General features: G+C 56.9%; 12 protein-coding genes. 5 read left to right on the top strand and 7 right to left on the bottom strand.

All coding sequences use genetic code 11. The annotated features are described in order from the left end of the window. Complete coding sequence (locus ACOTTU_RS18280; protein WP_425660058.1) at nt 1-1,020, bottom strand: LacI family DNA-binding transcriptional regulator; 1,020 nt, start codon at nt 1,018-1,020, stop codon at nt 1-3. A 108-nt stretch (nt 1,021-1,128) separates the two neighbouring features. Between ACOTTU_RS18280 and ACOTTU_RS18275 the strand changes: the two genes are divergently transcribed. Genes ACOTTU_RS18275 through ACOTTU_RS18255 form a run of 5 tightly spaced genes read left to right on the top strand, consistent with a single transcriptional unit; the run spans nt 1,129 to nt 7,059 of the window. Next, nucleotides 1,129-2,640: a tripartite tricarboxylate transporter permease gene (locus tag ACOTTU_RS18275; RefSeq protein WP_425660057.1), complete on the top strand. Its 1,512-nt coding sequence runs from the start codon at nt 1,129-1,131 to the stop codon at nt 2,638-2,640. Next, nucleotides 2,637-3,107 (top strand): tripartite tricarboxylate transporter TctB family protein, encoded by a 471-nt coding sequence (locus ACOTTU_RS18270; RefSeq protein ID WP_425660056.1) that lies wholly within the window; start codon nt 2,637-2,639, stop codon nt 3,105-3,107. Before ACOTTU_RS18275 ends, ACOTTU_RS18270 begins: the two co-directional genes overlap by 4 nt. Before the next feature lie 38 nt (nt 3,108-3,145). Continuing rightward, entirely contained in the window at nt 3,146-4,114 is a 969-nt protein-coding gene (locus ACOTTU_RS18265) for a tripartite tricarboxylate transporter substrate binding protein (protein WP_425660055.1), read from the top strand. A 57-nt stretch (nt 4,115-4,171) separates the two neighbouring features. Next, complete coding sequence (sauS, locus tag ACOTTU_RS18260; RefSeq protein WP_425660054.1) at nt 4,172-5,575, top strand: acylating sulfoacetaldehyde dehydrogenase; 1,404 nt, start codon at nt 4,172-4,174, stop codon at nt 5,573-5,575. Next, nucleotides 5,572-7,059, top strand: a complete 1,488-nt coding sequence (locus tag ACOTTU_RS18255) for an AMP-binding protein (RefSeq protein WP_425660053.1) — start codon at nt 5,572-5,574, stop codon at nt 7,057-7,059. The genes sauS and ACOTTU_RS18255 overlap by 4 nt, the downstream gene beginning before the upstream one ends. Before the next feature lie 12 nt (nt 7,060-7,071). Here ACOTTU_RS18255 and ACOTTU_RS18250 read toward each other — a convergent pair whose 3' ends face one another. From ACOTTU_RS18250 to ACOTTU_RS18225, 6 genes are all read right to left on the bottom strand, one after another. Further along, the gene (locus ACOTTU_RS18250; RefSeq protein ID WP_425660052.1) at nt 7,072-7,824 is read right to left on the bottom strand and encodes a sulfite exporter TauE/SafE family protein; all 753 of its coding nucleotides are present in this window, start codon (nt 7,822-7,824) and stop codon (nt 7,072-7,074) included. A gap of 125 nt (nt 7,825-7,949) precedes the next feature. Next, nucleotides 7,950-9,101: an acyl-CoA dehydrogenase family protein gene (locus ACOTTU_RS18245; RefSeq protein WP_425660051.1), complete on the bottom strand. Its 1,152-nt coding sequence runs from the start codon at nt 9,099-9,101 to the stop codon at nt 7,950-7,952. Beyond that, nucleotides 9,101-9,901, bottom strand: coding sequence for an enoyl-CoA hydratase family protein (locus ACOTTU_RS18240; protein ID WP_425660050.1), 801 nt, complete (start codon nt 9,899-9,901; stop codon nt 9,101-9,103). Before ACOTTU_RS18240 ends, ACOTTU_RS18245 begins: the two co-directional genes overlap by 1 nt. Nucleotide 9,902: 1 nt before the next feature. After that, the gene (locus ACOTTU_RS18235) at nt 9,903-10,379 is read right to left on the bottom strand and encodes a MarR family winged helix-turn-helix transcriptional regulator (protein ID WP_425660049.1); all 477 of its coding nucleotides are present in this window, start codon (nt 10,377-10,379) and stop codon (nt 9,903-9,905) included. Continuing rightward, nucleotides 10,376-11,119: an SDR family NAD(P)-dependent oxidoreductase gene (locus tag ACOTTU_RS18230; protein WP_425660048.1), complete on the bottom strand. Its 744-nt coding sequence runs from the start codon at nt 11,117-11,119 to the stop codon at nt 10,376-10,378. Before ACOTTU_RS18230 ends, ACOTTU_RS18235 begins: the two co-directional genes overlap by 4 nt. Beyond that, complete coding sequence (locus tag ACOTTU_RS18225; protein ID WP_425660047.1) at nt 11,116-13,407, bottom strand: bifunctional salicylyl-CoA 5-hydroxylase/oxidoreductase; 2,292 nt, start codon at nt 13,405-13,407, stop codon at nt 11,116-11,118. Before ACOTTU_RS18225 ends, ACOTTU_RS18230 begins: the two co-directional genes overlap by 4 nt. Between the last annotated feature and the right edge of the window lie 20 nt (nt 13,408-13,427).

Here is a 13,427-nt window from a genome sequence, read left to right as displayed (position 1 = left end):
TCAAAACTGTTGAAGCCGCTTGCAGGTCTCGCGGGTGTTCAGGGTAATAGCGCAGTTGATGCGCACGGTTTGATTCAGGTTGCCAACAATGGAGCCCGCCAACTGTTGCCCGGCGAGGTGGCCGATTTCTCGTGCTGGCAGACGGACCGTGGTCAAGGCGGGTGTCATTTCTTCGGATCCTTTGAAATCGCCAATGCCGATGATCGAAAGGTGATCAGGGACCTTCAGCCCGATACTTTGTGCGCCATACAATGCGCCGACCGCCAGCACGTCATTGCCGCATAGCAAGGCGGTGGGCTTGTGCTCTCGATTGAGAATCCCCGTCACCGCTTGTTTGGCTTCAGATAGGCTATAGAGACTTTCGGTCATCCATCGTTCCTGCAGATCGACACCCGCTGCCGCCAAGGTCTTGCATGCCCCATCAAATCGCCCTCGGGCACGGTCATTGTCGGGAAGGGGCGGAAACAAAAGTCCGATGTCCCGGTGACCGTGATCCAGCAAACATTGCGCCGCCAGTTGGCCGGCCAGAGCATTGTCAGCCCCCACACAAGACAGCCGCGATTCCGCGTCGTAGTTCCAGATCGATATGGCGGGTGTCTTGTTACTTTCCAGCAATTGATAGGTCTCTTCGGAATGGTCCTGTCCGATGAGCGCCACGCCATCCACGCGATGTTCAAGGAATTTGCGGACTGCCGCATATTCGCGTTCCAGGTCGTATCCATGGGATGCCACCAGAATTACGAAACCATGCGCTTCCACCGATTGTGAAAACGCCTGAATGAGCTCCGCGAAGATCGTGTGATCAATTGTCGGGACCACAAGGCCAATCGTTCCGCTCCGGATACCATGCATCGTCTGGGCGGCACGGTTTCGGATGTAGCCCAGGTCGCGCACCGCTTTGTCAATCTTTTTGCGAGTCGCAGGTTTTACCTGATCGGGGTGATTGAACGTCCGCGAAACCGTCGAAATAGAAACTTGGGCGCGCTTTGCAACGGCAAATATATCCACTTTATCTATCATTTATCAGTGCCTTATAGGAAAATATGAGCTCAAAAATGAAAACATTTGCAAAACTATTTTCATTGCCTACCCTGTTTTGTCAAGGAAGTTTGGCTGGGGAGCCTTTAAATGGAATTCATCTTCTATTTCGGCGATGTCTTTACACCCATCAACTTTGGGCTGCTCTTGCTGGGCACCATTGGCGGGCTCATCCTGGGGGCCACGCCCGGGTTATCACCCACCATGGCCGTGGCCTTGCTCATTCCATTTACGTTTCAACTGGAGGCGGCGCAGGGCCTCATTCTGCTGGGGGCGGCCTATACATCCACAGTGGCGGGCGGTGCAGTCTCTGCGATTTTGCTAAAAATTCCGGGTGCTCCGGCGAACATCGCCACAACGCTCGACGGCCACACAATGGCGCAGAAAGGCGAGGGGGCCAAAGCGCTGCAATTGTCATTTCTGTCCTCGGCTGTCGGGGGGATATTCGGTGTTCTCTTGCTTATCTTTCTGACGCCTGTGCTGGCGAAATGGGCTCTGGCTTTTGGTCCCAGTCATCTTTTCTGGCTGGCGATCCTAGGGGTAACTGTCATCGGGTCTCTGGATTCGCGTTCGGTGGTGAAGGGGTTGCTTTCGGGGTGTATCGGCCTGTGGCTGGCCACAATCGGTTTTGATGACATCATGGGCGCGCAACGGTTCATCTTCCACCCAGCGCTTGGGGGCGGTATCAATATCATTGCGGCATTGATCGGGCTTTTTGCCATCCCGCAGGTGATCACCATGTTCGCCAAAGGCCGCCGGAATGATGGTGCGGAAGTCATTCAGGTTCAAAAACACCCGATTTCCGGGGCGATTACGGAACTGATGCGCAACAAACGCGCCATGAGCATCGGGACGCTCACAGGCTCCGTCATCGGCCTGATCCCGGGTGTCGGTGGGCAGATCGCCGGGCTGGTTGCCTATGACCAATCCAAGAAGTTCAGCCCTGATCGTGACAAATTCGGCACCGGCCATCCCGAAGGTCTTGTCGCGGCGGAATCGGCGAATAACGCGATGGTTGGCCCGTCGCTGGTGCCGTTGCTGACCCTCTCGATCCCCGGATCGCCCACGGCGGCGGTACTGTTGGGGGGGCTGCTGATTCATGGCATCTTTCCAGGCACCGACCTTTTCGACAATCACCCGGATGTGGCCTGGACATTCATCAATTCGATGCTGATTGGCCAGGTTCTGATGTGTATTTTCGGTCTTTATGTGGCCGGGATGGCGGCGCGGGTGGCCCAGGTGCCGCAAAGCGTGATGGCCGCTGTGGTTCTGGGGCTCGCGGTCTTTGGCAGCTACTCGGTGCAGTCCAGTATGGGAGATGTCTACGTCATGGCCGGGCTTGGCGTGATGATGTACTTCCTCGAACGCTTTGGCTTTTCAGCCGCCCCACTGGTGCTGGGTCTGATCCTCGGACCCATTGCTGAGGCGAATTTCATCCAGGGCAGCATGATCGCCACTGCAACAGATGGAATGGGTCCCTATTTCCTCGGCGGCGCACTCAACCTCTTCCTGATCGCGGTGGTCATCGCCTCGATTTTCTACTCCGCTTACATGGAGTTACGCAGCCGTCGCTACACCTCCAAAGAGGAGATCATGGCATGAGTGATATCAGCCTGCCGCGTGTTCAGCACATCATAGGGTCGGGGATCGTAGCCGCCGTCGGCATCTGGGTCGCCTATGTCAGCTACACCCAGCAACCGTCCGAAGCCTTTTTGTTTCCACGTCTGATCGCGACTGTCTTTGTTTTGCTGGCCATCTGGACATTTGCCAAAGCCTGTCTCGGCTGGACCAAGGTTGGCAACGGCATTTCCGCCAGGCAGCTCCGAAATCTGGCACCGGGTTTGATCATCGCACTGATCTACATCTTCTGGGCGGCCAAGGGATTGGGGTTTTATACCGCAACCTCCATCGCCTTTTTTATTCTGTTGAGCCTTTATGATCCGGCACCACACGGCGTGCTCAAATCCTGGCTCAAACGCATCATCATCACGGCCTGCTTTATGGCTGTCATGTACGGTCTCTTCGCCTTGCTGCTGAAAGTCTACACACCGCGAGAGATATATTTCTGAACCGCAAACAGCGGCAGATCATTTTGGGAGGAACTACCATGAAGAAAGTAATCGCCGGGGCCGCCATTGCCCTAATGGGACTGACCACGACCGCGACGGCGGATGGTCACGCAAACTACCCAGACCGACCGATCATGATGATGGTCAGCTACGGGGCCGGGGGGGCCACGGATTTTCAAGCGCGCATCGTGACGATGACCGCCGGGAACGAGGATGCGCTAGGCATGCCGATCGCGATCCTCAACAAGCCCGGTGCGGGGGGGCGTGTCGGCTGGAACTGGCTCGCCGGTCAGGCCGAAGCGGATGGTTATACGCTTGGTGCATATAACGTCCCACATTTCATTGCCCAATCAATCAAAGGCGGTGTCGAGTATTCGGCTGACAGTTTCGAGCCCATCGCCAATTGGGGCGCGGATCCTGCCGTGCTGGTTGTCGGCGCGGACAGCGAATTCAACACGCTTCAGGATGTGGTCGATTTTGCCAAGGCCAATCCAGGTAAGCTGACCACCTCGGGCGCGGGGCTTTTCGTCGGTCACCACATTGCTGCACTGCAAATGGAAAAAGCAGGCGATATGAAAATGGCCTATATCCCGACAAAAGGCGGTGGTGCTGCGGCCATGAAAGCGGTGATTGCAGGCGAAGTGATGGCCGGTATCAATAACCTTAGCGATGCTTTCCGTGCGCGTGAGGCGGGCAATGTCAAAATCCTCGCGGTCGCCGATCTGGAGCGGAACGACTTTTTGCCGGATGTTCCCACGATGATGGAAGGTGGTCTGGATGTAGACAATGCCTCCGTGAACTTTCGCGGCGTGATGGTGCCCAAGGGTACGCCGGAGGGGATCATCGACAAGCTTGCAGAAACGGTTCCGACCATGTTCGAGAACAGCCGCGTCGCGGGCAAGATGAAAGCGGGCGGCTCGCCCATGCACATCATGACCCGCGACGAGGTTCTGGCCATGTGGGCCGCGCGCGAAGAAACGCTGAAAGAACTGCTGGCCGGTTTGTAATCTACGCCGTCCCCATCCGGTCAGCCGGGTGGGGACCCCCTTCAGAGGAACATGCAAATGAACGTCCATGATGATCTTGCCGAGGTTGATGCCATTGTTGCAAGGGCGCGCCACGCACAAAAAGCCTATGAGGTCGGTGGATCGCAAACCCGATACGACCGGGCCGCACAGGCCGCTGCCTGGGCCATCATGGAACCCACCCGTAACCGCCATCTTGCGGAGCTTGCGGTCGAGACAACCGGCCTCGGCAACGTGCCGGACAAGATCACCAAGAACCATCGCAAAACCTTGGGTCTGATGCGCGATATTGCGCCGGCCAAGACATACGGCGTGATCGCCGATGACCCGGAAACAGGTATCACCGAAATCGCCCGCCCGATGGGTGTGATCGGCGCCGTCGTGCCCTCCACAAATCCCGCGGCGACGCCGGCCAACAACATCATCAACGCTTTGAAATGCGGCAATGCCATTGTCCTGTCGCCGTCACCCAAGGGCGTGCCCGCCTGCGAGACCCTGCTGAAATACGTACACGCGGAATTCGACAAGATTGGCGAAGACCATGATCTGGTGCAGATGGTGCCGGGCAAGGGCAGCAAGGAGAAGACCCAGCGTCTGTTGGAGACCACCGATCTGATCGTCGTGACGGGGTCGCAGAATAACGTCAAACGGGCCTATACCTCTGGCACGCCCGCGCTTGCCGTTGGTGCAGGCAATGTCACCGTGATCGTTGACGAAACCTGCGATCTGAAAGCAGCTGCAGAGAAGATCACGGCCTCCAAGACCTTCGACAACGCCACGTCCTGTTCTTCGGAAAACGCGATTGTGGCCGTTGATGAAATCTACGATGCATTTGTTGCGGAACTGGCGCAAGCGGGGGGGGCTTTGGTCAAGGACGAAGATCGCATTGTCAGGGCCCTGTGGCCTGACGGGCATCTCAATCGCGCGGTCATTGCGCAGGATGCCGACAAGATGCTGCAAGCGCTGGAATTGACGCAGGAGGTCCCGGCAGAAACCAAATTCCTCGTGGTTGAGACCTCGGGCATCGGCCATGAACACCCGCTATCTGGCGAGAAGCTGTCACGTGTGGCAGCACTCTATCGTGCGGCAGATTTTTCCGATGCGATGACCGTTGCCGGGAAAATTCTGGCCTATCAGGGGGCAGGACATTCCATCGGCCTACACTCGCGAAAGGATGATCGGGCTTTGCAATTGGGTACGGCCATTCCGACCTGTCGCGTGATCGTCAATCAGGCGCATTGTTTCGCGACCGGCGGGGCTTTTAACAACGGAATGCCCTTTTCACTCTCCATGGGCTGCGGATCATGGGGCGGAAACTCTATTGATGACAACCTGCATTGGCGGCATTTCTTGCAAACGACAAAAGTCATTCGCGAAATTCCGCCGCGCGAGCCAGAAGTTGCAGACATCTTCGGCGACTACTGGGAAGTCGCTGGTCAATGATCTTCGCGCCGGATACGCCCCCAAAGGGGACGCTGCGCGACTGGGTTGATCATCGCGCCGCGAGCGGTGGGACAGCGTTTGTCTTCTGGGATGATCCTGAAGGATTGGATTGGAAGTCTCTTCAGGCTGAAGCCAGAAAGATAGCCATGGCCCTCACGGCCCAAGGCCTTGAAAAGGGTGAAAGTGTCGCGATCCTCCAACCTAACGGCCGCGAAGGCGTGCTGGCTTTTTATGGTGCGGTCTACGGCGGGTTCCGCGCCACCATGATCAACCTTGCGGCAGGTCAGGATGCGATTTCCTATGCGCTGGAGCATAGTGAAGCGAAGGTCGCGATCGTCCATGACAGCGTCCGGTCGCTTTTTGAGGCCACACGGCCTGGAGCGATGGCAACGATGGATGTATCTGTCGCGGTGACTGACGCGAAATTACACGACGTGGCGCCATCGGATCATGCGCTGTTGATGTACACATCCGGTACGACAGGTCGGCCAAAAGGGGTTGTGCATACACAGTCAAGCCTGCTTGCCGGCGGGTGGACCACGGCAATTGCCCATGACCTTTCGCCTCGGGACCGTGCACTCTGCGTTCTGCCCATTTGCCATATCAACGGATTATGTGTGACTGTCATTGGGGCTCTTGTCTCGGGTGGCTCGGTTGCGATGTGTCCAAAATTCTCGGTCAGCGGATTCTGGACACAGGTCAGTGAAATGGGTGCCACCTGGTTCTCCGTGGTTCCGACGATCATCTCCCATCTGCTCCATGCAAAGGGCGCACCAGGCGCAGAAACCATGGATCGGCTGCGGTTTGGCCGTTCGGCTTCTTCTGCTCTGGCGCCGGATGTCCAAAGCGCCTTTGAAAAGAGGTTCAAGGTTCCCATCATTGAGACCATGGGATTGACTGAAACTGCAGCCCAGATCCTGTCCAACCCGTTGCCGCCGGGCATACGCAAAATCGGGTCTCCGGGAATTGCATATGGCAATGAGGTTGCAATTCTTGCGCCCGATCTGACCGAATGTCCTTGTGATACAGAGGGCGAAATTGCGGTTCGTGGGCCCAATGTGATGCTCGAATATCTCAAGAACCCCGATGCCACCAATGGGACCTTCGCGGACGGTTGGCTGCGTACCGGTGATCTGGGGAAAAAAGACGCGGATGGATATCTGTTCGTCACCGGGCGGCTCAAGGAGTTGATCATCAAGGGGGGGGAGAACATCGCCCCGCGTGAGATTGATGAGGCGCTTTATTCGCATGGTGATGTCATTGAAGCGGCCGCATTTGCGCGCCCCTGCAAGACATATGGTGAGCGGGTGGAGGCTGCTGTTCGGGTCCGGGATGGGTCGCGCCTGACAAACGATGACCTCGTGGACATCTGCGTGCAGAAACTTGGCAGATTCAAAGCACCTGACCGCATTCATTTCTTGCCGGAACTGCCCAAAGGTCCGTCAGGAAAGATTCAGCGATTGAAGTTGCTTGCGGTCACCTAATCGACGACATCGTCAGATGGTTCTGAAAGTGAAGACAATCGTCATTGCCACTCCGACACAGATCACGATTGACCTGATGACCCGCGCGGATAGCCTGCGGGCCAGCAATGCGCCACAATACCCTCCGACGGTCGCTGATACCATCATCAGCAGAGCCTGTGGCCAGTAAATTATTCCCGCCAGGGCGAAAGTGACCACTGAGGCTGCGGAAAGAATGAATGACATCGCGTTTTTGAGACCGTTCATAACGTTGAGATCCCGGACACCCAACGTCGAAAGCAGCGCCAGCAGAATGATACCGAGGCCGCCGTTGAAATAGCCGCCATAAATACAGACGATCAGGGTGCTGAGCGTACCTAGGTTTCCAGTCGTTTGCGAACGCCGTTCAGCCCAGTTTGAGATGCGTTTGCCCACTGCAAAGACCAGTGTTGCGAAACCTAGCAGCCATGGGACCACTGCAGAAAACACAGTCGCGGGCGTCACCAGCAACAACAGCGAACCCAGAACGCCGCCAAGTACGGACAAGCCCAGAAGCGCGCTCAAATGTCTGCGCGGGTAAACGCGTAGTTCATCCAGAAATCCTAACGCACCGCTTAGATAACCCGGAAAGACGGCCACGGCGCTTGTCGCGTTGGCGGGGATGGCTGGCACACCTGCAAACACGAGTGCGGGGAAAGTCAGAAAACTGCCGCCTCCGGCAATTGCATTGATGACCCCCGCGAGAAATCCGGCAGATGTCAGAAGGCATATTTCAAAGATTGTCAAAGGGAGGTCTCAGATTGTGTGTTGATTTGGGGAGCGTTGCCGCAGTTTCCGGTGAGTTTTGAAATCGCCGTTGACCTCGGGTTTTGCAACTCCAAATCGACTTGGACTTAAAAAACGAGGCCTGTCTATTGAGGATGACCAGCGCGCACCTGTCTGGCAATGACAACACGTTGAACGTCTGAGGCGCCTTCATAGATGCGCAACGCTCTGATGTCGCGATAGAGACGTTCCACCGTTTCCCCCGATTTTACACCGTCGCCACCGTGAAGCTGTACCGCTTTGTCGATCACGCTCTGCGCCCGATCTGTTGCAAAGAGTTTGGCCATTGCGGCCTCACGGGTCACGCGTGGCGCGCCGCTATCCTTGGTCCAGGCCGCGCGGTAGACCAACAGCGCCGCGGCATCTATGTCCAGCGCCATGTCGGCGATATGGCCTTGGACCATTTGCAAATCAAACAATGGGGCCCCGTGAATCTGCCGGGTTTCGACACGTGTCAATGTTTCGTCCAAGGCCCGCCGGGCGAACCCCAAAGCGGCAGCAGCGACGGTTGATCGGAAAACATCCAGGACCGACATGGCGATGGCGAAACCCCGTCCGCGCTCTCCGATCGAGGCCGCTGCCGGAACGCGGCAGTCGCTGAAGCGCAGAGTGGCGAGCGGGTGGGGGGCAATGGTTTCCAAACGTTCCGTTACTTCGAAGCCGGGCAAATCTGGCGTGACAATAAAGGCAGATAGCCCCTTGGCACCCGGTGCTTCACCGGTACGGGCAAAGACGGTGTAGACATCCGCAATGCCGCCGTTGGAAATCCAGGTTTTTTCGCCGTTCAATACATAGTGAGCGCCGTCGCGTTCTGCTGTCATCGTAGAATTGGCAACGTCCGATCCGGAGCCCGGCTCGGTGAGGGCAAAGGCGGCGATGGCCTCTCCGGAGCGGGTTTTCGGCAACCATTCCGCCCGTTGATCGGGTGAGCCAAAAAGGGAAATCGCACCCGAACCCAACCCCTGCATTGCAAAGGCGAAATCCGCCAAGCCGTCATGACGCGCCAACGTTTCGCGGATCAGGCAGAGACTGCGCACATCCAGCACGCCTCGTTCCGAGCCCGAATGGGTGAGAAACCCGCCTTCTCCGAGACGTGTCACCAACACCCGACAAGCGGCGTCGGTATCCCCGTGATCGATATCTCCCAAGGCGGATTGCGACCAATCCTCCAGCTTCGCGGCCAGGGCGCGATGCCGGTCTTCCAGAAAAGGCCATTGAAGAAAGGATTTATCTGCCATCAATCGCCCTCAAAGACGGGTTTTTCTTTGGCCACAAAGGCATGGTAGGCCCGGTGAAAATCCTGCCCCTGCATGCAGATGGCCTGCGCCTGCGCCTCAGCCTCGATGGCCTGCTCGATGGACATCGACCACTCCTGCGCCAGCATGGTCTTGGTCATCATATTTGCAAAACCCGGACCGTCCGCAATGCGACGCGCAAGCCCATTGGCTTCTTGGGTCAGTTGATCTGTCGCTACGATCTTGTTGAAAAATCCCCAAGCATGACCCTCCTCGGCAGTCATGGAGCGCCCCAAATATAGAAGTTCCGCAGCCCGCCCCTGACCAATGATCCGTGGCAGAATGGCACAAGCCCCCATGTCACATCCTGCCAACCCGACACGGTTGAAGAGAAAAGCGGTTTTGGAGTCCGGGGTTGTTATGCGCAGATCGCTGGCCATCGCGATGATCGCGCCTGCACCTGCGCAGACACCATCTACCGCGGCGATGATCGGTTTGCCGCAATTGACCATCGCCTTGACCAGATCGCCGGTCATCCGCGTAAAGGTCAAAAGCTCTTTCATACTCATCTTTGTCAATGGACCGATAATATCATGAACGTCCCCGCCCGAGCTGAAATTGCCGCCATTAGGCGCAAAAACGACGGCGTTCACATCCTCTGCGTAATGCAGGTCCCGAAACCAGTCTCGCAATTCTGCGTAGCTCTCCAGTGTCAGCGGGTTTTTTCGTTCAGGCCGGTCCAAAGAGATCCTGGCGATACCGTCTGAAACGTTGCAATTGAAGTGAGAGACGTCGCTGCGCATGTCAATTCTGATCCTCAAGTGATTGGCTGAGGTGATCCAGCCGTTGGATCATTCCCTCAATGTCGTTCTCATCCAGATCGCACAAAATGCCGCTGATCCAACTTTCATGTGCCTCAGCGTGTTCAGCAAAGACTTCACGTCCCTTGGGTGTCAATTGAACGAGATTGGCGCGACGGTCACCCGGGATCGATCGGCGCGATGCAAGGCCCTCTTCGGTCAGCTTGTCCACGATTCCTGTGATGTTTCCGTTGGAGACCCGCAGCCGCTTCGAAATTTCGCTCATTTTCAACCCGTCAGACGTTCGTGCCAACGCAGACATGACATCAAACCTTGGCAGGGTTGATCCGAATTCGCTGCGTAGTCTGCGTCGTATTTCGCTCTCGATCTGATTGCTGGTCTTTAGCAATTTCAGCCACAAGCGCAGACGTTCCTTGGAGAGGCTTTCACCGATGTCATGCGTGTCGCGGGCAGACGTCATATCTCGCCTCCCGAGAGTGACAGGGCGTGACCATTGACCGAGCGAGCGGCTTCCGAACAGAGCCAAAGCACCGCCTCCGAGACCTCATCGGTTGAGATCAACCGTTTCTGCGGGTTCCCGGCGACCAGTGACGCGCGTGCCTTTTGCTCGGACATGCCGGTCTTGTCGACAATCGTCGCGACGGAACGATCCAGCAACGGTGTGTCGATGAAACCGGGGCAGACAGCATTTACGGTAATGCCGGAGGCCGCCAGTTCGATGGCGAGCGCTCGCGTCAACCCGACAACCCCATGCTTTGATGCGCAATAGGCCGCTACATAGGGGTACCCTTTCAGACCCGCCGTAGAGGCAATGGCGATCATGCGTCCCCAGCCTGCCGCCTTCATGTCCGGCAAAGCCGCTTGCCAGACATTTGCAACCCCGATCAGATTAACGGACAGCATGGCGTGCATCTGCTCATTGGTCATTTTGGCGAAAGGTGCGCTTTGCGCGGCTCCGGCATTTGCCACAACTGCCGCAATCGGCCCGTGATCTTTTCGCGCGGCGCTGAAGGCATCTGCAACAGCCGCCGGATCGGTCACGTCGCAAATCTGATAGGGAAGTTTCTGAGATTTCAAAGGCGTCTCAGTGCGTCCCATGATTGTGACTTTGGCCCCGGCTTCGAAAAGGATTTTTGCCGTTTGCGCCCCAACGCCCGTGCCGCCGCCAGTCACAATGACATTTTTGCCTGAAATGCTCATACCCTGATCATCTCCGCTTCCCGGTCGGCCAGTCGCCATGTCTGATCTCTGCCCGCCTGATAGGGGAGCGCCCAATCGGCTTGGCGATCCCCGATTTTCGCAGCCTCGTGCAACGTCCAATAGGGGTCCGCCAAATGCGGCCGCCCCACCGCGACAAGATCCGCACGACCGGCCATAAGGATCGAATTTGCGTGGTCGGCTTCATAGATGTTTCCAACAGCCATGGTCTTGATACCGGCATCATTGCGGATGCGATCTGAAAACGGCGTTTGAAACATCCGACCGTAAACCGGTTTGGCGTCAGGCGTTGTCTGCCCGGCGGAAACATCAATGATATCAGCGCCGAGGGCGCTAAAGGCGCGTGCGATTTCGACCGCATCGTCCGGGGTGACGCCTTCGTTCTCCATCCAGTCAGTGGCCGAGATGCGGACGGACATTGGCTTGTGTTCCGGCCAGACCTCGCGCATCGCCGCAAAGGCTTCCAATGGATATCGCAGCCGATTTGCCAAAGCGCCCCCATATGCGTCTTGGCGCTGATTGGAGACCGGCGAGATGAAGGAAGAAATCAGATACCCGTGGGCCGCGTGCAGCTCAATCATGTCGAAACCGGCGCGCTCTGCCATTTCTGCGGCGGCGACAAACTGCGCTTTGATCTCGTCCATATCGGCGCGCGTTGCTTCACGGGGGGTAGCATTGTCCGGGGCCCACGGTATTGCAGAGGCCGAGACCAATTCCCAGTTCCCCTCCGCCAGGGGCCGGTCCATCCCTTCCCAACCGATGTTTGTTGATCCCTTGCGACCGGAATGGCCGATCTGGCAACATATGCGCGCCGTCGTCTCGTTGTGGACGAAATCTGTCAGGCGTCTCCAGGCTGTTTCATGCTCAGGCGCGTAAAGTCCGGGACAACCCGGTGTGATCCGACCCGTCTCAGAGACACAGGTCATTTCCGTGAATACCAGCCCGGCACCCCCCTTGGCACGTTCACCATAGTGGATCAGATGCCAATCGTTTGGCGTACCATCCACCGCTTTGTACTGCGCCATCGGCGATACCACGATGCGGTTTTCAAGCTGCATTTCGCGAAGCTTGAAGGGTGCAAACATTGGCGCACGAACCGGCACGTCATCCGCCACGCCAGCCTGATCAAAGAACCAGCGCTCCGCGCTTTCCATCCATTTCGGGTCACGCAATCGCAGGTTTTCATGGCTGATCCTTTGCGACCGCGTCAGCATTGAGTAGTTCAGCTGCACAGGGTCAAGGCCCAGGTACCGCTCCACAGATTCAAACCACTCAAGAGAATTCCGCGCGGCTGATTGCAGTCGCAGAACTTCCAGGCGCCGCTCTTCCTGGTATCGCGTGAAGGCGGATTCAAGGGTTTGTTCCGTATGGATAAATTCAGCCAGAGCGATCGCGCTTTCAAAGGCCAGCTTGGTGCCCGAACCGATTGAAAAATGCGCCGTTGCCGAGGCATCCCCCAGCAGAACCACATTTTCATGGTGCCAGGTTTCGCAAAGGACTCGCGGGAAGCGTATCCAGGCAGAGCCGCGAATATGGTTCGCGTTCGACATCAATTCATGGCCGCCCAGGTGGTCTTTGAATATCGCCTCGCAGGTCCGGATGCTTTCCTGCTGGCTCATGTCAGCAAAGCCGAACTTGTCGAATGTTTCCTGAGCGCATTCGACGATAAACGTCGCGGTTTCGTCATCGAACTGGTAGGCATGCACCCAAACCCATCCATGCTCTGTTTCTTCAAAGATGAAGGTGAAGGCATCGGAAAACTTTTGATGTGTCCCGAGCCAGACAAACTGGCATAGCCGCTGATCAACCTCGGGTTTGAAGCTTTCCGCATAAAGATTGCGCGTGGCCGAATTCAACCCGTCAGAAGCGACGACGACATCATAGTCCGACCGGTAGGTATCGGCGCTATTTATCTCGGTTTCAAAGCGCAGTTCGACGCCCAGTTCCTTGGCGCGGGCCTGCAAGAGCAACAGGAGTTTCTTGCGCCCGATCCCGCAAAATCCATGACCTGAGGAAATATGTGTTTCGCCCCGATAATGCAGGGCGATGTCGTCCCAATAGGCAAAACTATCGCCGATTGCTTCGGCGCTTATGGGGTCGTTGCGGGACAGGTTTTCAAGCGTTTCATCTGAGAGCACCACACCCCAGCCAAAAGTGTCATCGAACTTATTGCGCTCGAATACCGTGATGTCGCTGGAAGGGTCGCGCAGCTTCATAGAGATCGCAAAATAGAGACCCGCCGGCCCGCCCCCCAAGCACGCTATTCGCATTAAGCCCTCCCAAAATCGCC

Origin of the sequence: Roseobacter sp. EG26 (assembly GCF_049830555.1) — a bacterium.
GTDB lineage: Bacteria > Pseudomonadota > Alphaproteobacteria > Rhodobacterales > Rhodobacteraceae > Roseobacter.
Note: the sequence above shows the minus strand (reverse complement) of the source record. Positions and strands in the feature narration are given on the sequence as shown.

What these genes read in the sequence shown, in the direction of transcription:
- ACOTTU_RS18245 (WP_425660051.1), bottom strand. Translation starts at nt 9,101, where the DNA reads ATGGCAGATAAATCCTTTCTTCAATGGCCTTTTCTGGAAGACCGGCAT.
- ACOTTU_RS18235 (WP_425660049.1), bottom strand. Translation starts at nt 10,379, where the DNA reads ATGACGTCTGCCCGCGACACGCATGACATCGGTGAAAGCCTCTCCAAG.
- ACOTTU_RS18265 (WP_425660055.1), top strand. Translation starts at nt 3,146, where the DNA reads ATGAAGAAAGTAATCGCCGGGGCCGCCATTGCCCTAATGGGACTGACC.
- sauS (WP_425660054.1), top strand. Translation starts at nt 4,172, where the DNA reads ATGAACGTCCATGATGATCTTGCCGAGGTTGATGCCATTGTTGCAAGG.
- ACOTTU_RS18280 (WP_425660058.1), bottom strand. Translation starts at nt 1,020, where the DNA reads ATGATAGATAAAGTGGATATATTTGCCGTTGCAAAGCGCGCCCAAGTT.
- ACOTTU_RS18230 (WP_425660048.1), bottom strand. Translation starts at nt 11,119, where the DNA reads ATGAGCATTTCAGGCAAAAATGTCATTGTGACTGGCGGCGGCACGGGC.
- ACOTTU_RS18270 (WP_425660056.1), top strand. Translation starts at nt 2,637, where the DNA reads ATGAGTGATATCAGCCTGCCGCGTGTTCAGCACATCATAGGGTCGGGG.
- ACOTTU_RS18275 (WP_425660057.1), top strand. Translation starts at nt 1,129, where the DNA reads ATGGAATTCATCTTCTATTTCGGCGATGTCTTTACACCCATCAACTTT.
- ACOTTU_RS18225 (WP_425660047.1), bottom strand. Translation starts at nt 13,407, where the DNA reads ATGCGAATAGCGTGCTTGGGGGGCGGGCCGGCGGGTCTCTATTTTGCG.
- ACOTTU_RS18255 (WP_425660053.1), top strand. Translation starts at nt 5,572, where the DNA reads ATGATCTTCGCGCCGGATACGCCCCCAAAGGGGACGCTGCGCGACTGG.
- ACOTTU_RS18240 (WP_425660050.1), bottom strand. Translation starts at nt 9,901, where the DNA reads ATGCGCAGCGACGTCTCTCACTTCAATTGCAACGTTTCAGACGGTATC.